Here is a 23935-nt window from a genome sequence, read left to right on the forward strand (position 1 = left end):
GGAAGGAGGTCTGACCGTGGCAGCACCCGTACGGTCCAGGTCAGCCGGCGTCGGCCGCGACCCCGAGTCCCCGCTGCCGGCGGTCCCCGGCGCCAGCCAGGAGGAGATTCGACGGCAGAATCTCGGTGCCGTCCTGCGCTACGTCCACCTGCACGGGCCGACGTCCCGGGCCGAGTTGACCAGCCGGCTCGGCCTCAACCGCAGCACCATCGGCGCCCTCGCGGCCGACCTGGTGGCCAGCGGCCTCGTCACCGAGGAGGCGCCGACCACCGCCCGTCGCGCCGGCCGCCCCTCGCTCGTGGTCAGCCCTCGCTCCGACCGGGTCTACGCGCAGGCGCTGAGCATCGACGCGGACCGACTGCGCGCGGCCCGGGTCGGGCTCGGCGGTCGCATCCTCGATCTGCGCGAGGTCGCCCGCCCCAGCGGCATGTCGGCGGTCGACGCCGTCGGGCCGCTCGCCGACCTCGTCCGCGACATGGAACGCTGCGTGGCCGCCGACGCGCTGCTCGTCGGTGGAGCGGTCGCGGTCACCGACACCACCCGGGACGCGGACGACAGGATCCGGATCGTCGGCATCGACGGAAGCCTGGGCGCCGCGCTCAATGCCGAACTCTCCGCCGGCCCGGGTTTCGTGGCCGGCGACCTGGCCGACATCGCTGGCCTGGCCGAGCACGTCCGCGGCGTGGCGGTGGGCGTCGACGATCTCATCTACCTGCACGGCGGCCTGGGCATCAGCGCCGGCATCATCATGGGTGGCCGACTGGTGATCGGGCACCGGGGCCACAGCGGCAAGGTCGGCCACATGGTGGTCAACCCGAACGGGCTGCCCTGCGGTTGCGGCTCACGCGGCTGCTGGGAGACCGAGATCAGTGAGAGCGCGCTGTTGCGGCACGCCGGCCGGGACCCGGGCGACCGTGCGGCGGTGGCCGAGGTGCTGCGCGCGGCGGCGGCCGGCGACCGGACCGCCCGGGAGGCGGTCGAGCGGGTCGCCGACTGGCTCGGCTTCGGCGTCGCCAACCTGGTCAACGTGGTCAACCCGGACGCTGTGGTGTTCGGTGGATCGCTGCGCGACATCTTCACCGCCGGGGCGGACACGGTCCGCAGCCGGCTGGACGCCATGCCGCTGGCGGTCTCCCGAGAGCACCTGCGCCTGGAGGCGGCGGTGCTCGGCCCTGACGCCGTCCTGATCGGCGCCGCCGAGCTGGCCTTCGACAAGCTGCTGGCCGACCCGCTGAACGTCGGCGTCGCCGGCCAGATGGGGTCCGCCGACCCGGCGTAGCCGGAACTGTTCTCTGCGGCCGACGCGCCACGCTGGTCAGGACCAGCGATCACCTCGAACACATGACCGTCACCAACAGACGGCGCTGCCACGTGTCCACCACTCCCGTGCGTGCTACCGTACGACGTACGACAGTGGTGGCTACGGCATCGAGGGAGAGCGACGTTGACGACCGGCGAGGACGCGATAGTCGCGCAGGGACTGCGCAAACGGTATGGCGACCGGTACGCGTTGGACGGCTTCGACCTGCGGGTCCGGGCCGGCACCGTGTGCGGCCTGCTGGGTCCGAACGGTGCCGGTAAGACCACCGCCGTGAGGATCCTGTCCACCCTGCTCCGCTTCGACGAGGGGCGGGCCGAGGTGGCCGGGTTCGACGTGGCGCGCCAGCCCGAACAGGTGCGCTACCGCATCGGGCTGGTCGGGCAGCAGGCGGCGCTGGACGAGATGCTCAGCGCCCAGGAGAACCTCGTCATCTTCGGCCGGCTGTTCCACCTCGGCGCGAAGGCGGCCCGGCGGCGCGCCACCGAACTGCTGGAACGGTTCGGCCTCGCCGACGCCGGCGGGAAGCCGGTGAAGGCGTACTCGGGTGGCATGCGCCGGCGGCTGGACCTCGCCGTCGGGATGATCCTCACCCCGTCGGTGCTCTTCCTCGACGAACCCACCACCGGTCTGGACCCGCGCGGTCGCAACGAGGTCTGGGAGTCGGTCCGGGAGTTGGTACGCGCCGGCACCACCGTCCTGCTCACCACCCAGTACCTGGACGAGGCAGACCAGTTGGCCGACCGGGTCTGCGTGGTCGACGCCGGCCGGGTGATGGCCGAGGGCACCCCGGACGACCTCAAGGGCCGCCTCGGCGGCGACCGCCTCGACCTGGTCCTCCGCGACCGCTCCGATCTCGTCACCGCCCTGCCACGGCTCCGGCAGGTGGTCGGGGTCGAACCGACGGTCGACCACGACCGGCGGTTGCTCAGCGCCCGGATCGGGGACCGGGCCGCCACACTCACCGCGGTGCTACGGGCGCTCGATGAGGAGGGTGTGCAGGTGGCGGACGTGGCGCTGCGCCGCCCCACCCTGGACGAGGTGTTCCTGCACCTCACCGGACATCGACCGCAGCCCGCCGAGGCGCGCACGGTCGGTGTGCCCGCCGACAGCGAGGAGGTCTCGGCGTGACCAGTCTGACCCTGCCCGGCACCGGATCGCCGGCCCACCGGCCCGGCCGCCCCACCCTGCTGGCCGACAGCATCACCCTGACCTTGCGGGGCCTCGCCCACTGGCGCCGCGACCCCGGGCCGCTGATCGGCTCGCTCGGCTTCGACATCCTGATCGTGCTGATGTTCGTCTACCTCTTCGGCGGAGCGTTGGAGGTGCCGGGGGGCGGAAGCTATCGGGAGTTCCTGCTGCCCGGCATGTTCGTGATGACCATGGTGTTCGGCATCAGCCTCACCACCATCGCCGTCTCGACCGATCTGGACCGCGGGGTGACCGACCGCTTCCGGTCGATGCCCGTCTCGCCGCTGGCCCCGCTCATGGGCCGGGCAGCGGCCGACATGCTGTTCGCGTTGGTCACCCTCGTGGTGATGCTGTTGGCCGGTCTGGCGCTCGGGTGGCGGGCGCACGGCAGTGTCGGCGACACCCTCGCCGCAGTGGGGCTGATCCTGCTCCTGCGGTTCGCCCTGGTCTGGCTCGGCATCTTCCTGGGCCTGGTGATGCGGGGCCAGCAGGCGGTCGCCGGGGTGCAGATCCTGGAGTTTCCGCTCGGCTTCCTGTCCAACGCGTTCGTCGCACCGTCCACCATGCCCGCCTGGCTGGGGGCGGTGGCCGAGTGGAATCCCCTGTCGGTGACCGTCGGCGCGACCCGTGAGCTCTTCGGCAACGCCGGCTGGGGCGGCGACTCCTGGGTGGTCCAGCAGTACTCCTGGCTGGCCGTCGCGTGGCCAGTCGTGCTGGTCGCCGTCTTCCTGCCGCTCTCGGTGGCCCGCTACCGGCGGCTGAGTGGTTGAACCGGGGCTTGTCGAACGTCGTAGGCCACGATCGTCGGGTCGGTGGGCGGTCGCCCACCGACGATCCATCAGGAGGCAGAGTGCCGTTCGTGGTCGTCTTCACCCCGGGCGACCCGCCGCGGACCGGCGCGGTGCACGTCCACCATCCGAGCGGCGACGCGCTGCCCGAGGAGTTCGACGGGTTCGGCGAGGCCGGCGAACTGGGGCTGGTCCTTCCGCGCGACGGCCGGCCGGAACTGTGCGAAGTCCCGGTCCGGTCCATCGGCGTGGGCGACGCGGTCCGTCGGCTGGTGGCGTTGCGCACCGCCGACCAGGTCGACCCGGCCGCCGCGTTCTGGTCGGCGGTCGCGGTCACCGGGCTCCACCTCGTCGCCCGAGGGCGAATCCTGCCCGGAGTGTCCCCGCAGGGATACGACGCCTGGCGGGCCGGCCCGTTCGACGTCGAGGACGTGCGACGCATCCGGGCGTTGGCCTCCGCGATGCCCCCGACGGCGCGCGCGGTGCCGCTCGACCCCACGGCGCCACGGCTGGTCCTCCCTGACCCGGAGGAACTGGTCCGCGCCTTCCTCGACGCGGTGGCCGACACGCTGCCGCGCACCCCGGCCGCGCCCTGGCTCACCGGCGATCCCCGATTCACCGCCCCGGCACCCCAGCCGGCCGAGGAACTGCGCGACTGGGCCGGGCAGGTCTCCGCCGGGGTGGACACGGGCCTGCGGGTGGCGCTGCGAGTGGAGATGCGGGGGGATCTCGCCACCACCGCGCCCCGCGCCGTGGTCCGGCTCCGCAGTCTCGCCGACCCCACCCTGGTCAGCGACGCCGACGCCCTCTGGGCGGGTGACCAGCACGGTCTCGGCGACCGGGCCACCGTGGAGGCGATGCTCGCCGTACGACGCGCGGCCGCGCTGTGGCCGCCGCTGGAACGCCTCCTCGACGAGGCCGCGCCGGTCGAGTTGGAGCTGCTCGACGAGGACCTGGTCGACCTGTTCGACGGCGCCGAGGCACGGCTGGTCGCGGCCGGCGTCGACATCGAATGGCCGGCGCAGCTCTCCCGCGCGCTCGCCGCCCGGGTGTTGGTCAGCTCCCCGCCGGAGCAGCCCGCAGACCTGGCCGGCTTCTTCCGCTCCGCCGCGCCGGTGCCGCTGAGCTGGCAGCTGACCCTCGCCGGGGTTCCACTGACCGACGCAGAGGCGGACCTGATCGCCGGCGCCCGGCCGATCGTCCGGCTACGCGACGGGTGGGTTGCGGTTCCACCGGAGCTGGCCCGCCGGGCCGCCGAGCGCCGGCTCACCCCGCGCCCGGCGTACGAGGCCCTGGCGGCCACCCTGACCGGCAGCACCGAGGTGGTCGGCGAGCGGGTCGACGTGGTGGCCGACGGGTGGTTGGGCGCGTTGTGCGAACGGCTCGCGGACCCCGACGGCGGGTCGGAGCCGCTGACCCCGCCGGCCGCGCTCGGCACCAGCCTGCGCGGCTACCAGTTGCGTGGGCTGCGCTGGCTGGAGCGGATGACCTCGCTCGGTTTCGGTGGCTGTCTCGCCGACGACATGGGCCTGGGCAAGACGGTCACCGTCGTGGCCCTGCACCTGCGCCGCCAGCTCGACCGGGCCACCGCCGGCGCGACCCTGGTGATCTGCCCGGCCTCGGTGCTCGGCACCTGGGAGCGGGAGATCCGCCGGTTCGCCCCTGGCACGCCCGTACGCCGCTTCCACGGCAGCGCCCGGTCGCTCGCGGAGCTGGCCGACGGGATCGTGCTGACCAGCTACGGCACCATGCGCCTCGACGCCGACACCCTCGCCGCCGCGCGTTGGGGGCTGGTGGTCGCCGACGAGGCGCAGTACGTGAAGAACAGGCTCAGTGGCACCGCGAAGGCCCTGCGGACGATCCCCGCCCCGGCCCGGGTCGCGCTCACCGGCACCCCCGTGGAGAACGACCTCACTGACCTGTGGACGATCCTCGACTGGACCACGCCCGGCCTGCTGGGCGCGGCGGGGGAGTTCCGCGCGACCTGGGCCCGGCCGATCGAGGTGGACCGGGACCCCGCGAGCGTCGGCCGGTTGTCCCGCCTGGTCCGCCCCTTCCTGCTGCGCCGCCGCAAGACGGACCCGGGCATCGCCCCGGAGCTGCCATCCAAGACGGTCACCGACCACCTGGTCCCGCTGACCGCCGAGCAGACCGCCCTCTACGAGAAGGTGGTCGACGAGGTACTGACCGAGATCCGGGCCAGCGGCACCGGCATCGCCCGGCGCGGCCTGGTGCTCAAACTGCTGGTCGGGCTGAAGCAGGTCTGTAACCACCCGGCGCACTACCTGAAGGAGACGCACGGTTCGCTGCGCGGCCGGTCGGAGAAGCTGCACCTCCTCGACGACCTGTTGGACACCATCCTCGCCGAGGGCGGCGGTGCGCTGGTCTTCACCCAGTACGTGCGGATGGCCCGGCTGCTGGCCCGGCACCTGGCCGAGCGGGGCGTACCGGCGCAGCTGCTGCACGGCGGCACTCCCGTGCCGCAGCGCGAGGAGTTGATCCGCCGGTTCCAGGCCGGCGAGGTGCCGGTCTTCCTGCTGTCGCTCAAGGCGGCCGGCGCCGGCCTGACCCTGACCCGGGCCGACCATGTCATCCACTACGACCGTTGGTGGAACCCGGCCGTGGAGGAACAGGCCACCGACCGGGCCCACCGGATCGGGCAGACCAAGCCGGTGCAGGTGCACCGGCTGATCGCCCAGGGCACCCTGGAGGAGCGCATCGCGGCCCTGCTGGAGGCCAAGCGGGCCCTGGCCGACGCCGTGCTCACGGGCGGCGAGACGGCCCTGACCGAGCTGTCCGACGCCGAGCTGCTCCGGCTCGTCCGGCTCGGCGACCAGGAATGAGGGGACGGGACGTGACCGGCGACGAGGATTTCGACGACCTGTGGGACGACGACGCCGAACCGGTGCGGGACGACGGACGGGCCCGCAGCTTCCGGACCTTCGCACCGGACCGCCGGATCGGCCGGACGTTCGCCGCCACCTGGTGGGGCACCGCCTGGATCGACGCCATGGAGCGGGCCGCGTTCGACCGTGGGCAGCTGAGCCGGGGCCGCCGGTACGCGCTCGCCGGTCAGGTCGGCCCGATCACCGTGAGCCCGGGGCGGATCTCCGCCCCGGTCCACGATGGCGACCCGGACCTTCCGCACGACACCGTGGTGCGCGTCGGCCCGCTCTCCGAGCGCCAGTGGGACCGGCTGCTCGACGCGCTCGCCGCGAAGGCCGGGCACATCGCCGCGCTGCTCGATCGGGAGATGCCGCCTGAGCTGGTCGACACCGCCGAGGACGCCGGCGTACGCCTGCTGCCCGACCACGGCGACCTGGAGTCGGAGTGCGACTGCCCGTCCTGGGACCAGCCCTGCCGGCACGCCGTGGCGCTGGCCTACCAGATGTCCTGGCTGCTGGATCGCGACCCGTTCGTGCTGCTGCTGATGCGTGGGCGGGCCGAGGCCGAGCTGGTCGAGGAACTGCGTCGCCGCAACGCCCGGCGGCAGATCGCGGTGGCGGACGACGCCCCGCCGGCCGGCACCCCGGCGGAGCAAGCCTGGGCCGCGGCCCCGGTCCCGCTACCGGCCCCACCCGCGCCGCTGCCCGGCGTACCGCTGGCGCTCGCCCCGATCCTCGCCGGACACTCCGCGCCCGGCGTCGACGCCGAGGCGCTCGGGCTGCTCGCGGCCGACGCCGCTTCCCGGGCCCGGCACCTGCTCGCCGCCCCCCGCGCGGAGCTGCTCGCGCCGGAGCCCGACGCCTGGCCCGACGCCGTCCGGCTGGCCGCCCATGCGCCGCGTTCGGCGGCCGTCGAGCGGCTCGCCGAGGCCAGCGGGCGAGCGGCGGAACTGCCCCGGGCCGTCCGGGCCTGGGAGTACGCCGGCGCGGCCGGCCCGCCTCGCACCGACCCGACTGATGCCCCGCTCGACCTGCCGCCGGAGGGGTCCGACACCGAACGTCGGTGACGTAGGCGCGGCCCCCGGGTGTTCGCTCCGCTGCCCCTGCCGGCGTCCGAGCAGGCGCAGGCGCGGAACTCCTCGTCCGGACGTGCGGCGCGCCCCGGTGACCGACCACCGGGGCGCGCCACGGATCAGCCGGCCGGGCGCAGCACCCGGCCCGGGCCGGCGGCGTTGTCCGCCCACACCTGGCTACGGGTGGCGCCGGTGACACAGACGAGGTCGCCGGGAATCTTGACCTTCACGCGTGCGCTCCCATCCCTGTGGCCCGCCCGGCGCAAGCCCTGCGGCCCACATCGGAGCACTCATGGTGTTCGAGTGGGCACTTTCGGTCGCGATGGCGACGGGCCGGGAATCCGACTCCGCTGGTCGGCGCCCTGTCGGTGGTGACCGTTAGGCTCGCGGCGTGGTTCCCCACCAACTCGATCGGGTGCAGGCACGACGGATCGCCGTGCGGGCCCAGTTGCTGGCCGATCCGCGACCGACCGACCTGCTCACGGTGGTGCGTCAGCTGACGCTGGTGCAGATCGACCCGACAGCGGCCGTCGCGCCCAGCGCGGATCTGGTCTGCTGGAGCCGGCTCGGCTCGTCGTACCAGCCGTCGCACCTGCGGCAGGCACTGGAACAGGACCGGACGCTCTTCGAGCACCAGGCGATGGTGCGACCGATGGACGATCTCGGTCTCTACCTCGCGGCGATGGCGGCCTGGCCCAGTCACGAGCGGCAGCGCGAGTGGCTGCGCGGCAACGACTCGTTCCGGCGGGACGTGCTCGACCTGCTCGGCCGCTCCGGGCCTCTGCTCTCCCGCGACATCCCAGACACGTGTTCGGTGCCCTGGCCGTCGTCGGGCTGGACCAACAACCGCAACGTCACGCAGATGCTGGAGTTCCTGGTCCTACGCGGCGAGGTCGCTGTCGCTGGCCGGCAGGGCCGACAGCGGTTGTGGGACGTGTCCGAGAGGGTCTATCCGGCGGGTACGCCGGTGGTCCCGTTGGAGCAGGCGCACCGGGTCCGCAACGAACGCCGGTTGCGCGCACTGGGCATCGCACGGGAGCGGGCGATGGTGGTGCCCGGCGAGCCGGCGGAGGTCGGTGACGCTGGCGAGCCGGCGGTCGTCGAGGGCGTGCCAGGGGTCTGGCGAGTGGACCCGGCCGCGCTCGGGCAGCCCTTCACCGGGCGTACCGCGCTGTTGTCGCCGTTCGACCGGCTGGTGCACGACCGGGTCCGCCTCGCGGACCTTTTCGAGTACGAGTACGTGCTGGAGATGTACAAACCGAAGGCGAGTCGACGGTGGGGCTACTTCGCGTTGCCGATCCTGCACGGCGACCGGTTGGTGGGGAAGGTCGACGCCACGGCCGACCGCCGGCGGGGCATGCTCACCGTGCACGCCATCCATGAGGACGTGCCCTTCACTTCGGAGTTGACCCGGGCCGTGCATGACGAGCTGCACGACCTCGCGTCCTGGCTCTCGCTGACCGCCGAGGGCCTGCGCTGACGGGTGATCGCCAGGCCCGTGGCCCCGGCGATCACCCGTTGTCGAGCTACGCGATCCGGCGGACCCGGCGTACGGCCAGGTAGAGCAGGAGCAGGGCAAGGGCGACGAAGATGCCCGTCTCGATGCCCTGGAACAGCCAGAACCGGTCCGCCGGCTGGTACAGCTGCCAGTTGTACGCGCCCGGTTCGAGGCCCAGCTCGGAGCCGCAGACATCACCGTTGGGTCCCTTGCCACCCGGCGGGCACTGGATCCGGGTGTCCTCCGCGATCATCGTCCCGTCGGGGTTGCGGATGCCCTGGCTGAGGACCCAGTCGCCGCGCCTCATGGCGGCCTCCGTGACCCCCTCGGTCGGGAAGGTGAGGGTCTTGGCGGACTGGTAGTGCGGCCGGGCCAGGATCGCCACGGCCGCCCGTACGCCGATGAACCCGGCCAGGGTGATGCCCATGGCGGGCAGCATCCGCTTCCAGACGGTGCCGGCGAAGATGCCGAGCGCCACGGCGAAGAGGGTGTAGCCGATCGGGGCGACGCCCTGCAGGTCGAACACGATCAGGCCGAGCCGGCCCTCGCTCGCGGCCTGGGTCAGTGGCTCGACCCACCACGACATGCCCAGCCCGTAGCAGACCGCCGCGAGCACCGTCGCCGCGCCGACCAGGCCGAACTTCACCAGCGCCCAGCGGGCACGGCCGACGCCCTGGGTCCAGACGAACCGGTGCGTGCCCTGCTCCACCTCGCGGGCGACCAGAGGGGCACCCCAGAACAGGCCGACCAGCACCGGCAGGGTGAGCAGCAGTACGGCCACCAGGTTCAGGCTGCCGTACCGGTTGGTGAATCGGCGGAAGCCCGCGTCGCAGGTCTCCCGGGTCGCGTCGGCCACGTTCGTGCCGGCAAGCTGGCGTGCGCAGTCCGCCAGCCCGAGGTCGGCGAAGCTGTGCCGCATCGACAGGCCGATCGGCACCATCAGGGCGGCCAGCGCCGCGAAGCCCAGCAGGGTGAAGAACGCCTGCTTGCGGTGTTGCCGCCAGGTCAACCAGATCATGCTGGCACCCCCCACTCGCTGTGACTGGTCTGCGTGGTGCCATCGGCCAGGTAGGCCAGGACGACGTCCTCCAGGCTGACCTCGCGCACCGTCCAGCCGGGATCGGTGATCGGGCCATCGGTGCGGACCAGCATTGTGGACTGCCGGTCGGTGTGGCTGGCCCGGATCACGGCGGCGACGCCCCCGATAGCGCCGCCGTCGTGCCGTGGGCCGACCAGTTGGCGGTGTTCGGCGACCAGGTCGTCGACCGCGCCGGTGAGCTGTACCTGGGAGGCGTTGAGCACGATCAGGTGGTCGCAGACCCTTTCCAGGTCGGCCAGCAGGTGCGAGGAGAGCAGGACGGTGGTGCCTGACTCCGCGACGCTGCCCATCAGCGACTGGAGGAACTCCCGTCGGGCGAGCGGGTCGAGGCTGGCGACCGGCTCGTCGAGCAGCAGCAGCCGGGGCCGCTTGGCCAGCGCGAGGGCGAGCGCCACCTGGGCCCGCTGCCCGCCGGACAGCTTGCCGACCGGCCGGTCGGGCGGGATCCCGAGCTGCGCCAGCCGGGTACGGGCCAGCGCCGCGTCCCACCGCCGGTTGAGCTTGCCGCCGGCAATGACCAGCTCGGCTGCGGTGAAATCCCGGTACAACGGGGTGTCCTGGGCGACGAACCCGATGTCGGCCAGGCCCTCCGTGTCGCCGTACGGCGACCTGCCGAACACCCGGACCGCGCCCGCGTCGGGCTTGAGCAGCCCGACGGCCAGGTGCAGCAGCGTGCTCTTGCCCGCGCCGTTCGGCCCGACCAGCGCGGCGATCCGGCCGGCCGGCAGATGCAGCGAGCAGTCCCGCAACGCCCAGGTGCTGCCGTACCGCTTGCCGAGCCGGTCTGCTTCCAAGACCATGTCCATCCCTTGTCCTCTCGTTCCGCTCACGCGGGCTCCTTCTGGGGGGCGTCGTCGGCGAGGGTGGCTCGCAGCGTGGTCTCCACCAGGGCGATGACGTCCTCGGCCGTGAGGCCTGCGGCCTGCGCCCGGTGCAGCCAGGCGACCAGGTCGTCGCGCAGCTCGGCCTGGTTGGGCAGGGACGCGCCGGCCAGGGTGCGCCGGACGAACGTGCCCACCCCGGGTCGGCCGCCGACCAGACCCTCGATCTCCAGCTCCCGGTACGCCTTCAGCACCGTGTTCGGGTTGATCGCCAGCGACTGCGCGACGTCCCGGACTTTCGGCAACTGGTCGCCCGGCACCAGCAGGCCAACCCGCAGTGCCTGTTTCACCTGCTGCACGAGCTGCATGTAGGTGTTCACCTTCGACCGGCTGTCCAGCACAAACTCGATCACTCGAGACGATCCTTCCTGTTGTCCTACGACAGTAGGACTAATAGACAGCTTCATCGGGAGCCCGATCGCTGTCAAGGGCGGCGCGGCGAATCGCCCCGAACGGGTGAGGTCCCGGGCTGGTCGGCGGTGTTGGCACCGGAAGGCCACCCGTTGGCACCGACGGGTCAGCGGGCCGGGAAGGAAACCGGCACGCGATCCATCCGGACGAGGAGGTGTTCGATGGTCACCAACGAACTCACGGCGTCGACGACAACGCCGTTGCAGGCCGCCCGCGCCAGGGGTCGGGTCCGCGGGCGGCTGATCCTGCTCGGCCCGGCGTTCGTCGCCGCCGTCGCCTACGTCGACCCCGGCAACTTCGCCACCAACTCCGCCGCCGGAGCCCGCTACGGATACCTGTTGGTCTGGGTCGTGGTGGTGGCCAACCTGATGGCGATGCTGGTGCAGACACTCACCGCGAAACTGGGTCTCGCCACCGGGCGCAGCCTTCCTGAGCTCTGCCGGGAACGCATGCCTCGGCCGGTGAACCGGCTGATGTGGGTGCAGGCCGAGTTGGTCGCCATGGCCACCGACCTGGCCGAGGTGATCGGTGGTGCGGTCGCCCTGTACCTGCTCTTCGGCATCCCACTGCTGCCCGGCGGGATCATCATCGGCACGGCCGCGTTCGCCGTGCTCGCCCTGCGCTCGCGCGGCTACCGCGCCTTCGAGGTTGTCATCGCCGTCCTGCTCGGGGTGATCGTCCTGGCCTTCGCCGCCAACCTGCTCGCCTCCGGCTCCGACCCTGCCTCGGCCATGGCCGGTCTGGTGCCGCGCCTACAGGGCACGGACAGCGTGCTGTTGGCCGCCGGCATCCTCGGCGCGACCGTCATGCCGCACGTCATCTACGTGCACTCCGCGCTCACCCGCGACCGCATTCCCGCCGCCGACGACACCGAGCGTCGGACCCTGTTCCGCGGCCAGCGCACCGACGTGCTGCTCGCGCTGAGCGCGGCCGGGGCGGTCAACCTCGCCATGCTGCTGATCGCGGCGGCCAGCTTCCGTGGTGGCGGCCCGGGTGGCGCGGACAGCCTGGAGGGGGTGCACGCCGGGCTCGGCCAGACCATCGGCACCGCCGCGGCGTTCGGGTTCGCCGTCGCCCTGTTGGTCTCCGGGCTCGCCTCCACGAGCGTCGGCACCTATGCCGGCGAGGTGATCATGCAGGGCTTCCTGCGGCGGCGCATTCCGCTGCTGCTGCGCCGGCTGGTCACCCTGCTGCCCGCTCTGGCCGTGCTCGCCATCGGCCTCGACCCGACCCGAGCCCTGGTGCTGTCCCAGGTCATCCTCAGCTTCGGTATCCCGTTCGCGCTGATCCCGGTGGTCGCCTTCACCCGCCGTCGCGACCTGATGGGCAACCTGGTCAACCACCCGCTCACCACCGCCGCTGCGTCCCTGGTGGCCATCCTGGTGGTCGCCCTCAACGCCTTCCTGCTCTGGCAGATCGTCGCCGGCTGACCCAGCTGAGCCGGCCGGGCCGGCTCAGCCGGTTGACCCAGCCCGGCCGGGCGGACCGCCCGCCCGGCCCGGCGCGCTCAGGTCCGACGGCCTTCGTCGCGGGTGGAGATCTCCTGGCGCTGTTCGAGGGCGTCCGCCGGGTTGGCGTCCTCCGGGAGCGACGTCACCTCCTCGAGCGTGCCCGCCGGCAGGGCGCCCTGTTCGGCCAGGTCCGCCTCGGATGCTTCGGGGTCGACGTCACCCGACACCCGGTCCGGCGGCCCGTAGTCGACGGCGTCCTGCCGTTGCTCGAGGGCATCCGCCTCCGGAGGAGGAATCGGATCACCCTGGTCGTCCCGGTACGTGCTCATCGCAGCCTCCTGCCCGACGGGTGTCGACAAGCCGCCGGGCCGCTGCCTACCCGGCATCGACACACTCAGGCATCCGATCCGCATCCATGCTGTTCTTGCGCGGATAGCCGCTCCGACGGTGCCCGGACGGGTCCGGTGCCGGGTGGTCTTCGGGACCGCTCGGCGCAGCCAGCCCGGCGTTCGGCTCGCGCCCGTGCCGCCCGGGTCCGGACCGCCCATACATCGCAAAGCATGAATGGATGTTTCCACGATCTGCGAGGAGAGGGATCAACCATGCGATGGAACGTACGACGGGTCGCCGCCGGGGGCTTCGGGCTCGTCCTCGGCGCCGTGCTGGCGTTGGCCCAGGTCGCGCCCGCGCAGGCCGAGTCGAACGGCGGGGTACGGGTGATGCCGCTCGGTGACTCGATCACCGACGGGTACAACGTGCCCGGCGGATACCGGATCAACCTGTGGCAGCGGCTGGCCGGTGGTGGCTACACCGTCGACTTCGTCGGCTCGCAGTTCAACGGACCGGCCAGCCTCGGCGACCACGATCACCAGGGCCACTCGGGGTGGCGGATCGACCAACTCGACGCCAACATCGTCGGCTGGTTGCGGGCCACCGATCCGCGTACGGTGCTGCTGCACATCGGCACCAACGACGTGAACCAGAACTACGATCTGGCCAACGCGCCGGCCCGGCTGTCCGCGCTGATCGACAAGATCAGGTCGACGGTGCCGGCGGCCGAGGTGTTCGTCGCCACCATCACCCCGGAATCCGACGCGACCCGGGAGGCGCGGGTGCAGGCGTTCAACGCGGCGATCCCCGGCATCGTGGCGCAGAAGGGCAGCCAGGTGCACCTGGTCGACATGCACTCCGCGCTCGGGACCGCCGACCTGGCCGACGGCGTCCACCCCAACGCCGGTGGGTACGACAAGATGGCCGCCCGCTGGTATGACGCGCTGCGGTCCGTGCCCGGCAGCCTGGTCCCGGTGGGCGGGCCCCCGGTGGGCACCCCGGTCAACCTGCTCAACCCGAGCTCGGGGCGCTGCCTGGACGTCTCCGGCGCCAGCACCACCGCCGGCGCCCAGGTCATCATCTGGGACTGTCACGGCGGCGCCAACCAGCGTTGGACCCGTACGGCGGCAGGGGAGTTGCGGGTCTACGGTGACCGGTGCCTGGACGTGGCGGGCGGCGCGAGCGCCGACGGCACCAAAGTGCAGATCTGGACCTGCAACGGCAGCGGCGCACAGCGCTTCACCTTCCGTTCCGACGGGGCGATCGTGCTCACCGCCGCCGGCAAGTGCGTCGATGTGGCATCCGCCGGCACGGCCAACGGCACGACCGTCCAGCTCTGGACCTGTAACGGCAGCGTCGCCCAGCGCTGGTCAGTCCGTGGGTGAGCTGGCCGAGCGGGGCACGGCCAGGGCCAGTGCCAGTGCCGTGCACACCGCGCCGACCAGGAAGAGCAGCGAGGCCGCTGGCTGACCCAACCATTCCCAGAACGGGTGCCAGGCCGGGTGCGGCTCGCCGAGGTGGTGCCGCAGCAGCTGCGGTGCGGCGAGCAGCACCGGCAGCCACCACAGCACCACGGTCACACCGATCAGTATGTTCACCGGGCTGCGACGCCGGCGTCCCTCGACGCGTCGGCTGACCCAGCCGAAGACCAACCAACCCGCCACCGCGCCCAGCAGCGTGCCGAGCACCCCGGCGGGGACCACCAGGGGCGGTGGCGCGCGATGTAGCTCGACCGACAGATAGGTGGCGTCGAAGGCTGTCTGTGTGGAGATCGAGGCGTTCAGGATGGTGTCGCCACGTCGGGCGATCACGGTGGTGTTGGTGATCGCCTGCGGCGTGGCGCACATCTTGTCCGCGCAGGTGAAGCCACCGGACACCTGCGGGGCGTACACCCGCCAGCCGGCACCGGTCAGGCGTTCCTGGGCCACCGCGACGATCTGCTCGGCGGGCACCGGTGGCGCGCCGAACGCGGTGGCGCCGGTGGCGCTCTCCTGATATTCGCCGCCGTCACCGAACACCAGGGTCTTGACGGTGTTCAGGCGCAGCGCGTGTCCGTAGACGACGAAGAGCGCGGGCGGGGTGTCGATGTCGCCGAGGTCGTGCCCAGGGAAGACCTCGGTCAGGATCGCGGCGGCCTCGGCCCGGTCGGGTTGCGGTCGCGAGGTCTCCCAGGCGGCCCGGCTGGCCAACGCACCGGTGAAGAGGCCACAGATGACCGCGGCGAGCGGCACCCAGGCGACGGCGGCGCCCCTGGATGGGCGACCGAGGCCGGCGCGCAGTAGCCGCCCGAATCGACGGGCCACGGACGTGTCGGTCGCGGGCATGGCCACCCTTCAGATCCAGAATCAGGCGGAGCGACAGTACATCGACGAGGGGTGTGGGCGTGTACCCGCGATGACCACCGCCGGTGGCCGGGATCGGCCAGGATGGGCGGGTGGCCGGGTCACGGCCGCGACGAGGAGGGTGGGCGATGCGGGTACGCGGGCGGTTGACCTGGGGGCGGCGTTCCCGTGCGGGGGCGGCGTTGGCTGCCCTGCTTGCCGGGGTGGTGCCACCGGCCGTGCTGCCGACACCGAGCGCGGCGGCGGGCACGGCGGCGGCCGGGACGCCGGTGTGCCAGGTGCGCGACGACCGGCTCCGCGAGATCTCCGGGATGGTCGCCACCGATGACGGGTATGTGGTTGTCAACGACGGCGCCGACGACGAGGCCCGCCGCCGGATCTTCTTCCTCGACCAACGCTGCGCGGTGGTCCGGACGCTCTCCTACCCGTCGCGGCCCCGCGACACCGAGGACCTGGCCATCGGCCGGGACGGCACCATCTGGGTCGCCGACATCGGCGACAACGACCGTTCCCGACCGACGGTCGCCATCTGGCGTCTCGCACCGGGGACGGACAAGCCGGTGCTGTACCGGCTGGCGTACCCGGACCGCCCGCACGACGCGGAGGCGTTGCTGCTCGACGCGGACGACCGGCCCCTGATCATCACCAAGGGCGGCAGCGGCACCGTCTTCCTGTACGCGCCGACCGTCGCGCTGCGGCCCACCGCGACGACGGCGCTGGCCTCGGTCGGCCAGGTGACCCTGCCGACGACCAACACCAGCAACCCGTTCTCGTTCCTCGGCCGGGGTGTGATCACCGGTGCGGCGAGCGCACCGGACGGCCGTCGGGTGGTGCTGCGCAGCTATGCCGACGCTTTCGAGTACGACGTGCCCGATGGTGATGTGGTCGCCGCGTTGACCTCCGGCACCCCGCGGATCACCCCGTTGCCGGACGAACCCCAGGGTGAGTCGATCACCTACAGCCGCGACGGCCGGTCGTTGCTCACCGTCTCCGAATCCGCCGACCAGCCGGCGGGCACCCGTCCGACGATCCTGCGCTACCCGGCCACGGCCGCGACGGCCACCGCCGTACGCCCGACGGATTCCGTTGACGCGGTGGCGCCCACGGCGGCACCTCCGGCCGCCGAGGAGGTCGGCGGAGCGGGCGACCGGACCTGGCTGCTGGCCGCCGGTGCCGGGACGCTGCTGGCCCTGCTCGCGTTGGCCGGTGTGTTGCGGTGGAGGCACACCGCGCGCCGGTGAGCGAACGGGGCGGTGCGGCAGGATGGGTGGATGTCCGTGCTGTCCACGTTGCGTCACCCGATCATCGCCGCCCCGATGGCCGGCGGCCCGTCCACGCCAGCGCTCGTGGGAGCCGTCTCCGCGGCCGGCGGGCTGGGCTTCCTGGCCGCCGGCATGATCGACACCGAGCGGCTGGTCGGCGACATCGCCGATGTCCGCGCGCGTACCGACCGGCCGTTCGGCGTCAACGTCTTCCTGCCCGACCCTGGCGGCGTCGACGAGGCCGCCATCCAGGCGTACGCCGAACGGCTCGCCCCGCAGGCAGCCCAGCGCGGGGTGAGCCTGGGTGAGCCGGTGGGCGGCGACGACGCGTACCCGGAGAAGCTGGCCGCGCTGCTCGCGGACCCGGTCCCGGTCGTGTCCTTCGTGTTCGGGCTGCCCGATCGGGCAGCGGTGGCCGCCCTGCGCGGGCGGGGCACCGAGGTGTGGGCCACGGTCACCCGCCCGGACGCCGTGACGGCCGCTGTCGACCTGGGTGTGGACGCGGTGGTGGTGCAGGGCACCGAGGCCGGTGGGCATCGCGGCGGTCTGCCGGACGACGACGACTACGCGCTGCTGCCGCTGCTCCGGCTGGCCGCCGCCCGCTGCGACCGGCCGCTGGTGGCCGCGGGCGGCGTCGTCGACGGCCCGGGAGTGGCCGCTGTGCTGGCTGCCGGTGCCGCCGCCGCGCAGCTCGGCACGGCGTTCCTGCACTGCCCGGAGGCGGGCAGTTCGCCGATGCACCGGGCGGCGGTGGCCGGTGCGGCGCCGACCGCGTTGACGCGGGCGTACACCGGCAAGCGGGCCCGTGGCGTGGCCAACGACTTCCTGCGCCAGCACGACGTGGCGGCGCCGACCGGTTACCCCCAGGTGCTGCACCTGACGCGTCCACTGCTGGCCGCCGCGCGGCGCGACGGGGACGCGTCGGTCGCGAACCTGTGGGCCGGGCAGGCGCACCCGCTGGCCCGGGACCTGCCGGCGGCCGAGGTGGTCGCCGAGGTGAGTGCCGGTGCCCGAGCCGCGCTGGCGGCAGTGCTCGATCGATCGACCCGCTGGGGATGACCAGGGCGCCGGCAACCGGTCCGGGCGGGCGGGACAGGCCGGGCGGGGAACCCGTTAGAGTCTCGCCGTGATCGAGATCGGTGCGCAGGTCGACCTGTCCCACCCGCCCGACCGGGTCTGGCTCGCATTGACCGATCGGACGTTGCTCGGCCGGTGGTTCGCCGAGGCCGAGATGGTGGAGGGCGTACGGGACCGGCTGCTGCTGCACTCGGCCGGGCTGCCCGGCTTCGAAGCCAACGTCGAGGTCGAGGTGACCGAGCGGCAGGTGCCGGAACTCCTCGTGCTGGCCTGCGACGAGGCCGGCCGGCTCAGCGAGCTGACCTGCACGGTCACGGCCACGAAGCAGGGCTGCCGGCTGGAGGTACGGGAGGTCACCACGCACGGGGCGTGGTCCGCCGAGCAGCACGAACCACGCGAGCAGCAACTCCGGCAGGCGCTGACCGTGCGACTGCCCGCCATTCTCGACTGGGTCGCCTTCCAGCAGGTCGACCTGCGCCGCGACGACGGCGGGATGACCACCGAACTACCGCTGATCGGGGCGTTCGGCAAGGGCCCCGCCCGCGCGCGTCGGCGTCGTCGCCGGATGGCCGCGGTGCTGGCCGGGGTGGTGGTCATCGGAGGACTGGCCGCGTGGGCCGCGTTCCCGGGTGACACGAACCAGAGCGCCGCGCCGCCCGCGTCGCCGTCGCCGTCGCCCTCCGTGACGGCCGCCGCGCCTATCGACACGCCGACGGCGACGACCTCGGTACGCCCCTCACGGACGGCCGCGTCGGCGACCGCCCGACCGAGCCGGAGTCCGTCGGCGAAGCCGTCGCGCACCCCCGAGTCGGCGCCCCCGCCCCCGCCTCCGCTGCCGCTGACCGCCAGCTACGACACCGACTCCAGCCGGCTGTTCGGCTACACCGGCGAAGTGGTGGTCGGCAACCCCGCGGGCACACCCGTGGGGGGCTGGGTCGTGGTGGTCAACCTCGCCGACGGCAGCACTGTCGACGACGTCGACGGCGCGGACTGGCGACAGAATGGGCAGACGGTCACCTTCACCGGGGCGGCCGTGCCGGCCGGAGGGTCGCAGACGTTCCGCTTCGACGTCCGCGACAACCGGCCGAAGGCCAGGGAACCGGAGACCTGCACCGTGAGCGGTAACCCCTGTACCGGCCTCTGACCTAGGCTGCCGTCATGGCACTGCTGCACCGCGCGACCCTGCGCCCCACGAAGCTCGATCTGCTGGCAGCCTGGCTGCCCGGCCGACCCTGGTTCGCCGGGCCGACCGGCGTCTCCGCAGCGCCGGCCGGCGTCGATGTGGTGAGCCGGGCCGCTTACCGCTTCGACGACCCGGCCGGCGAGGTCGGTATCGAGACGATGCTGGTCGGCGTCGCGGACGGGCCGGTCCATCAGGTTCCGCTCACCTACCGCGCCGCGCCGCTCGACGGTGCCGACGACTGGCTGGTCGGCACCACCGAGCATTCGGTGCTCGGCCCGCGTTGGGTGTACGACGGCTGCGTCGACCCGGTGTACGTCGCCGCGCTCGCGCACGCGATCCTCACCGGCAGCGGCCAGGCCGAGCAGTACGTCGAGGTCGACGGCCGGCGGGAACTGCGTGAGCCGACGGTGACGGTCGTCGTCAGCGGCGCTGGCGACCTCGACGTGCCCCCGGTCGGCGCCGTGCGACGGGTGGTCGACGAGGATCGCACGCTCATCGACACCGATTCCGTCGAGCTGGTCGTCGTCCGCCGGCCCGGCGCCGGGGCCGACGGGGCAGCCGGGGTCACCCTGAGCGGCAGGTGGGACGGTCAGCCGACGACCGTGCCGCTGGCGTACGCCAAAAGGCTCTGACCTGCGCGTGCCTTGAGTGTGCGGTGGGCGGCCCGAAGGTTCGGACCGCCCACCGCGTTCACCACTGCGCCGGAGGCGGGGGCGGCGACACGGGTGGCCGGTCGTCGCAGGTGATGGTGTTGGGCAGCAGCCACGGAGCGAGCCATCCGCCGTCGTTACCGCCCAGGTCGGTCAGGGTGAATTCCGAACCGGCCGGGGTGAAGTGGAACGAACCGCAGTTGTTGACCCCGACCGCTCCCACGTTGCGGGCGTCCACGTTGGCGAACGAGGCGGACCCCGCCGAGCGGGCGCTGACCACCGAGGTGCCGGTGCCGTCGACCCGGATGTCCCGGAACTGCACGTTGTTGATCGAGTAGAGGTCCTTCACCGGCCAGTCGCTGACCAGCATGATCGCGTTGTACGTGCTGTCGAGGTATGCGTCGCCGGTCACCTGGATGCTCGCGTCGATGCTCCGGTCCAAGGCGAAGATCCAGATCGCGCCCAGCCCGATGTTCCAGTTCAGCTCGTACGTGCCGGCGCGGGCCGTGGTGTTGTTGGTGATCCGCAGGTGCCCGGTGAACGGTTCCGCGCCGAAGCGGGAACCGGCGTGGATGCCGCTGCCCTCGCGAACCGGATCGGCGATGAGGTTGTGCGAGACGGTGGTGTCCGTGCCGCCGTAGATGGCGATGCCGTTGGCCAGGGTCGGTGACTGCACGGTGTTGTGGTCGAAGGTGTTCCGCGCATTGGCCGTCTTCTCCGACCACATGGCCAGGCCGTCGTCGCCGGTGTTGCGGACGAAGTTGTGTGCCACGACGGAGTCGGTCACACCGGTGTGGAAGTTGAGCGCGTCGGCGATCTGGTCGACGATGATGTTGTTGGTGACCCGGACGTTCCGCATCGGCCCGTCGAACCACAGACCGGCCTTGGTGTGCTGCACGTAGAGCCCGTCGATGGTCGAGTCGCTCATCGCACCACCGACCGCGTTGACCTGGTCGGTGTCGATGCGCTCCCGGACGTCTCCCGCGATGGTGAAGCCGGAGAGGTGGACGTTGCGGCTGCCGCCGTCGGCGGCGTCCCGGCCGTAGAACCCGACGCCGGTGTGCACCGAGCCGTCCGGCGCGGGCGTCGGCAGGGCGACCTCGCGGCCCTTGATGATGGTGTACCAGTTGCCGGCGCCCTCGATGGTCACGTCGTCGACGATGATGTGCCGGTTGACCTGGTAGGTGCCTGGCGGGATGTACACCTTCAGGTGGGTGCGCCGGGCGAAGGCGATGGCCCGGTCCAGTGCGTCGGCGGAGTCCCGCCGGCCGGTGGGGTCGGCGCCGAAGGCCAGCACGTTCGCCGCGAGCAACCGGATGCGCGGCGGCGCGACCAGTTCGGAGTCGAGCAGGTCGATGACGGTCCAGGCGGCGGCGCTGCCGGGCGGCGCGGTGAGCCGGATCTTGTCACCGGCCCGGTAGGTGCGTCCAAGCAGGAGTCGCTGCTCGTCGTAGAAGTGGGTGGGCCGGAACGGCGTGCTGATGCTCGGGAACGGCGTGGTGGCCGACGGCACGCACTGGCACTCGGTGATCCACCAGTCCGGGTGCAGCAGCCCGGCCCGGGGGTCGTTCGAGAACGGGTACTGGTTGTAGAGCCACGAGTACTGCGACGTCAGCGTCATGGTGCGCACGTGCTTGCCGTTGGCCGCGACCCGCAGCGGCGCCGTGATCCCACCGCCCTGCGGCGCGTCCGGGATGCTGTACCGCACGGTGATCGCGTTCGTCGCGCTGGGCAGGACGAACTCCACGTACTCGCCGGGGGTGAGCCGGACCGCCCGGCGGCCGGAGGCCTCCGCCGGCAGCGTGTAGGCGGACCGGTCGGGCCCGATGATCTCGCCGGTGGTGCGGGCGTTCTCGGCCTCCTGCTCGACGAAGTCGACGTCCGCGCCGCGCCCGGCGACCAGCGCCGGGTCGAGAGCGGCACGGGTGACCACCGGCGCCGCGCCGGAGGACGCGGGTGGGCCGGCGACGGCCACGGCGGGGCCGATGACCAGCAGGGTGAGGCCGGTCGCGAGCGCGGCTGTGGTGGCGGCCGGCCGGCCTGGGCGTCCCCGCGCCGGCATGATGGTCCGAAACATCGGTGACCCTCCTCGGTGGGTGGTGGTGGGAGGTCCGCCCGGCGCCCCCGACGCCCGACATTGATCGTCATGATGCCAGCACCGAACACTGCGTTGCAAGACAACAATCGAACAGCGAAAAGAACCGACAATCAGGCCGCAAGAAATGGACGGTTGTCGAGTTGAGGTGGCGCGCGTCGCCTGCCCCCAGCCGCTCACGGCCGGCGTAGGCTGGTCCGCGTGGATCAAGAAGACCGAATCGCCCTGTTCCTCGACTACGAAAACCTCGCGTTGGGCGCGCGCGACCACCGTGGCGGCGCGGCCTTCGACTTCCGGCCCATCGCCGACGCGCTGGCCGAACGAGGTCGGGTGGTGGTCCGCCGGGCATACGCCGACTGGTCCTACTTCGACGAGGACCGCCGGATGCTCACCCGGTCCCACGTCGAGCTGATCGAGATCCCGCAACGGATGGGCGCGTCCCGTAAGAACGCCGCCGACATCAAGATGGCCGTCGACGCGATCGAGTTGGCGTTCGAGCGCGACTACATCTCCACGTTCGTGATCTGCAGTGGAGACAGCGACTTCACCCCCCTGGTGCACAAGCTTCGCGAGCTGAACAAGCGGGTCATCGGCGTCGGAGTCGAGGGGTCGACGTCTGCGCTGCTCCCGCCGGCGTGCGACGAGTTCCTCTACTACGACCGGCTGGAGGGTGTCGACATCCCGCCAACCCGCAGCCGGCGCGGGCGCCCGACCCGCCAGGCCGGTCCGGACCAGCGCCCGCCCGAGCCGGAGCAGGAGCTTGAGCGGGAGCCGGAGGTCGACCTGCGACCCGCCGGCGAGGAGCCCGGACGGGACGTGGACGCACTCGCCGTGCTGGTCGCCCAGACGGTGGCAGGGCTGCAGGGCAGCGCCAACGGCGAGGTCACCGCGTCCCGGCTCAAGCGCACCCTGCTCCGCAAGGACCCGACGTTCAGCGAGTCCGACTACGGTTTCCGTACCTTCGGTGAGCTGCTGCGGCACCTCGCCGAGCACAACGTGATCGAGCTGGCCGAAGGCCCCGCGAAGGGTGACCCCGAGGTCTCACTGCCCGAGCACGGCGACCGGGAGGTGGCCTTCGGCCTGCTCCGTGGCGTGGTGGCGGATCTCGGCAGCAGCGGAAACCCGGTGGCGCTGTCCGGGTTGAAGAACCAGTTGCGCCGGGCGCGGCCCGACTTCAGCGAGAAGAAGCTCGGCTATCGCAGCTTCCTCCAGTTTTGCAAGGCCGCCGCCACGGGTGGAGTGGTCGACCTTCGATGGAGCCCCGAAGCCGACGACTACCTACTCACCACGCAGGGGTGAGCCCGTTCACCCTGGGTGACGTCCAGAAACCGCAGAGTGCGGCTCGCCACACCGCAGGCCCTCGGAGCAGACGCGCTGATCACCCTCGCCGGTGTGCTCAACGGTATGTGAATTGCACCCTGATTCGTTACTCAGGACGGGAAGGGGCCGCCGTCGCGGTTCCTCCCCGTCAACGCATAGGTCGAAGTGCGCCTGAATTACGGCTATCGCCCTGGTATCCACCCAGCTGCGCCGTACCCTCGGCGCAAAAATTGCTATACGGTCGGCGAATGAAGGTCGAGGAGCATTGGTGGAACGGAGACACGACTCCGCGCGGACGGCGGGACGTGTACATCCGTACTGACGGGCAGGGTTGGGAGGTCCGCGCCCAGATCGGTGGGGCGTCGGGTCGTGAGCGGGTGCAGCAGTGCCCCAGCCGGGCCTCGGCGGCCATTCTCGCCGACGCGTGGCGCGGCACTCACCCTTCCTGGCGCGAGCTGAAGCAGCGCTGATCCGGCACCGGGCCGGGCCGGCAACGCTCCTGGGCTCCAGCCCGGTGCGCTCCCCGGCCGGCCCGGCGCTCGGTTCTCACCCCGCCGCAGGCATTACCTGCCACCGCTCGTAGGTCACCGCTCCTGAAACATGACGGCGCGGCATCTGCCACAACTGCCGACGCCCAATCATGCCGTGCCGCGAGCAGTTGTCGCGGCCCTTGCACTCCACGCATCCGCCTGCACGCCAAGGCGTGCCAAGAGTCCGACTCCCGTGAGCGTCGAGTTCGCGCCAGGGGAACACCCGCCGTGTTGACATGATTGCTTGCGTCTCGTGTGCCCGGGGTCAGTCGGGGTAATCCGCCGGGGCGTTCGATGGAGGTCGCTCATGTCCCAGGGTCGTGACGAGGAGAACCCGAGGATCGACGAGGAGGTCCGGGCTGCCGAGCGGCAGCTCGCCAGCCTCTCCGGCCAGCCTGACGACGCGCTGACCGACGAGGACGCCCGAGTCCCGGACGACGCCCCCTCCGAGCAATCTTCCGAGCAGGACGCCTCCTGAGCGGCGTCGTGAAAGGCGCGTCAATCAAACCGGCGAGATCCCTGCACGCAGGTCCCTTCCAGGAACGCCCCGC

Annotated in this window: 21 protein-coding genes; 15 read left to right on the top strand and 6 right to left on the bottom strand. The window is 72.3% G+C overall.

All coding sequences use genetic code 11. The features are described from left to right. Nucleotides 1-16 precede the first annotated feature (16 nt). The 6 genes from PCA76_RS10250 (at nt 17) to PCA76_RS10275 (ending at nt 8735) form a co-directional block, all read left to right on the top strand. On the top strand, nt 17-1279 hold the full coding sequence (locus tag PCA76_RS10250; protein WP_442930215.1) for an ROK family transcriptional regulator: 1263 nt from the start codon (nt 17-19) through the stop codon (nt 1277-1279). Nucleotides 1280-1444: 165 nt separating this feature from the next. After that, entirely contained in the window at nt 1445-2449 is a 1005-nt protein-coding gene (locus PCA76_RS10255; RefSeq protein ID WP_272616942.1) for an ATP-binding cassette domain-containing protein, read from the top strand. Nucleotides 2450-2454: 5 nt separating this feature from the next. Then, nucleotides 2455-3279, top strand: coding sequence for an ABC transporter permease (locus tag PCA76_RS10260; RefSeq protein ID WP_442930251.1), 825 nt, complete (start codon nt 2455-2457; stop codon nt 3277-3279). 80 nt (nt 3280-3359) lie between these two features. After that, on the top strand, nt 3360-6140 hold the full coding sequence (locus tag PCA76_RS10265) for a DEAD/DEAH box helicase (RefSeq protein WP_272616944.1): 2781 nt from the start codon (nt 3360-3362) through the stop codon (nt 6138-6140). A gap of 11 nt (nt 6141-6151) precedes the next feature. Continuing rightward, nucleotides 6152-7249, top strand: a complete 1098-nt coding sequence (locus tag PCA76_RS10270) for an SWIM zinc finger family protein (protein WP_272616946.1) — start codon at nt 6152-6154, stop codon at nt 7247-7249. A gap of 397 nt (nt 7250-7646) precedes the next feature. Continuing rightward, nucleotides 7647-8735 carry a DNA glycosylase AlkZ-like family protein gene (locus tag PCA76_RS10275; protein WP_272616949.1) on the top strand — a complete coding sequence of 363 codons (1089 nt, stop codon included), beginning with the start codon at nt 7647-7649 and terminating at the stop codon, nt 8733-8735. 46 nt (nt 8736-8781) lie between these two features. On the opposite strand, the gene PCA76_RS10280 is transcribed toward PCA76_RS10275, so the two are convergent. The 3 genes from PCA76_RS10280 to PCA76_RS10290 are packed head-to-tail and all read right to left on the bottom strand — an operon-like array spanning nt 8782 to nt 11086. Next, nucleotides 8782-9771, bottom strand: a complete 990-nt coding sequence (locus tag PCA76_RS10280) for a transporter (RefSeq protein ID WP_272616951.1) — start codon at nt 9769-9771, stop codon at nt 8782-8784. Then, nucleotides 9768-10658, bottom strand: coding sequence for an ABC transporter ATP-binding protein (locus PCA76_RS10285; protein WP_272616953.1), 891 nt, complete (start codon nt 10656-10658; stop codon nt 9768-9770). The genes PCA76_RS10280 and PCA76_RS10285 overlap by 4 nt, the downstream gene beginning before the upstream one ends. A 20-nt stretch (nt 10659-10678) precedes the next feature. Further along, nucleotides 10679-11086: a GntR family transcriptional regulator gene (locus PCA76_RS10290; protein ID WP_272616955.1), complete on the bottom strand. Its 408-nt coding sequence runs from the start codon at nt 11084-11086 to the stop codon at nt 10679-10681. Between the two features lie 219 nt (nt 11087-11305). Here PCA76_RS10290 and PCA76_RS10295 point away from each other — a divergent pair, with 219 nt between their 5' ends. Then, nucleotides 11306-12574: an Nramp family divalent metal transporter gene (locus PCA76_RS10295; protein ID WP_272616957.1), complete on the top strand. Its 1269-nt coding sequence runs from the start codon at nt 11306-11308 to the stop codon at nt 12572-12574. A 77-nt stretch (nt 12575-12651) separates the two neighbouring features. Here PCA76_RS10295 and PCA76_RS10300 read toward each other — a convergent pair whose 3' ends face one another. Next, a complete protein-coding gene (locus PCA76_RS10300) occupies nt 12652-12924 on the bottom strand; it encodes a hypothetical protein (protein WP_272616959.1) in 273 nt (90 codons plus the stop codon). A 273-nt stretch (nt 12925-13197) separates the two neighbouring features. Here PCA76_RS10300 and PCA76_RS10305 point away from each other — a divergent pair, with 273 nt between their 5' ends. After that, complete coding sequence (locus PCA76_RS10305) at nt 13198-14310, top strand: lectin (RefSeq protein ID WP_272616961.1); 1113 nt, start codon at nt 13198-13200, stop codon at nt 14308-14310. Here PCA76_RS10305 and PCA76_RS10310 read toward each other — a convergent pair. Next, on the bottom strand, nt 14296-15249 hold the full coding sequence (locus PCA76_RS10310; protein ID WP_272616963.1) for a hypothetical protein: 954 nt from the start codon (nt 15247-15249) through the stop codon (nt 14296-14298). The two genes, PCA76_RS10305 and PCA76_RS10310, sit on opposite strands and share 15 nt — an antisense overlap. Nucleotides 15250-15395: 146 nt before the next feature. Between PCA76_RS10310 and PCA76_RS10315 the strand changes: the two genes are divergently transcribed. The 4 genes from PCA76_RS10315 to PCA76_RS10330 all read left to right on the top strand — a co-directional run bounded on the left by PCA76_RS10315 (nt 15396) and on the right by PCA76_RS10330 (nt 19421). Further along, nucleotides 15396-16508 carry a hypothetical protein gene (locus PCA76_RS10315; RefSeq protein WP_272616965.1) on the top strand — a complete coding sequence of 371 codons (1113 nt, stop codon included), beginning with the start codon at nt 15396-15398 and terminating at the stop codon, nt 16506-16508. 30 nt (nt 16509-16538) lie between these two features. Then, nucleotides 16539-17588 (top strand): nitronate monooxygenase, encoded by a 1050-nt coding sequence (locus PCA76_RS10320; RefSeq protein WP_272616967.1) that lies wholly within the window; start codon nt 16539-16541, stop codon nt 17586-17588. Between the two features lie 67 nt (nt 17589-17655). Further along, nucleotides 17656-18750: a cellulose binding domain-containing protein gene (locus PCA76_RS10325; RefSeq protein WP_272616969.1), complete on the top strand. Its 1095-nt coding sequence runs from the start codon at nt 17656-17658 to the stop codon at nt 18748-18750. 14 nt (nt 18751-18764) lie between these two features. After that, complete coding sequence (locus PCA76_RS10330) at nt 18765-19421, top strand: CG0192-related protein (protein WP_272616971.1); 657 nt, start codon at nt 18765-18767, stop codon at nt 19419-19421. A 58-nt stretch (nt 19422-19479) separates the two neighbouring features. On the opposite strand, the gene PCA76_RS10335 is transcribed toward PCA76_RS10330, so the two are convergent. Beyond that, nucleotides 19480-21516, bottom strand: coding sequence for a glycosyl hydrolase family 28-related protein (locus tag PCA76_RS10335; protein WP_272616973.1), 2037 nt, complete (start codon nt 21514-21516; stop codon nt 19480-19482). 219 nt (nt 21517-21735) lie between these two features. On the opposite strand from PCA76_RS10335, the gene PCA76_RS10340 reads away from it, so the two are divergent. The 3 genes from PCA76_RS10340 to PCA76_RS10350 all read left to right on the top strand — a co-directional run bounded on the left by PCA76_RS10340 (nt 21736) and on the right by PCA76_RS10350 (nt 23862). Beyond that, on the top strand, nt 21736-22833 hold the full coding sequence (locus tag PCA76_RS10340) for an NYN domain-containing protein (protein WP_272616975.1): 1098 nt from the start codon (nt 21736-21738) through the stop codon (nt 22831-22833). Between the two features lie 269 nt (nt 22834-23102). Next, nucleotides 23103-23324 carry a hypothetical protein gene (locus PCA76_RS10345; RefSeq protein ID WP_030335934.1) on the top strand — a complete coding sequence of 74 codons (222 nt, stop codon included), beginning with the start codon at nt 23103-23105 and terminating at the stop codon, nt 23322-23324. 367 nt (nt 23325-23691) lie between these two features. Continuing rightward, the gene (locus tag PCA76_RS10350; protein ID WP_272616982.1) at nt 23692-23862 is read left to right on the top strand and encodes a hypothetical protein; all 171 of its coding nucleotides are present in this window, start codon (nt 23692-23694) and stop codon (nt 23860-23862) included. Nucleotides 23863-23935 lie beyond the last annotated feature (73 nt).

It is taken from the genome of Micromonospora sp. LH3U1 (assembly GCF_028475105.1).
Classification (GTDB): domain Bacteria; phylum Actinomycetota; class Actinomycetes; order Mycobacteriales; family Micromonosporaceae; genus Micromonospora.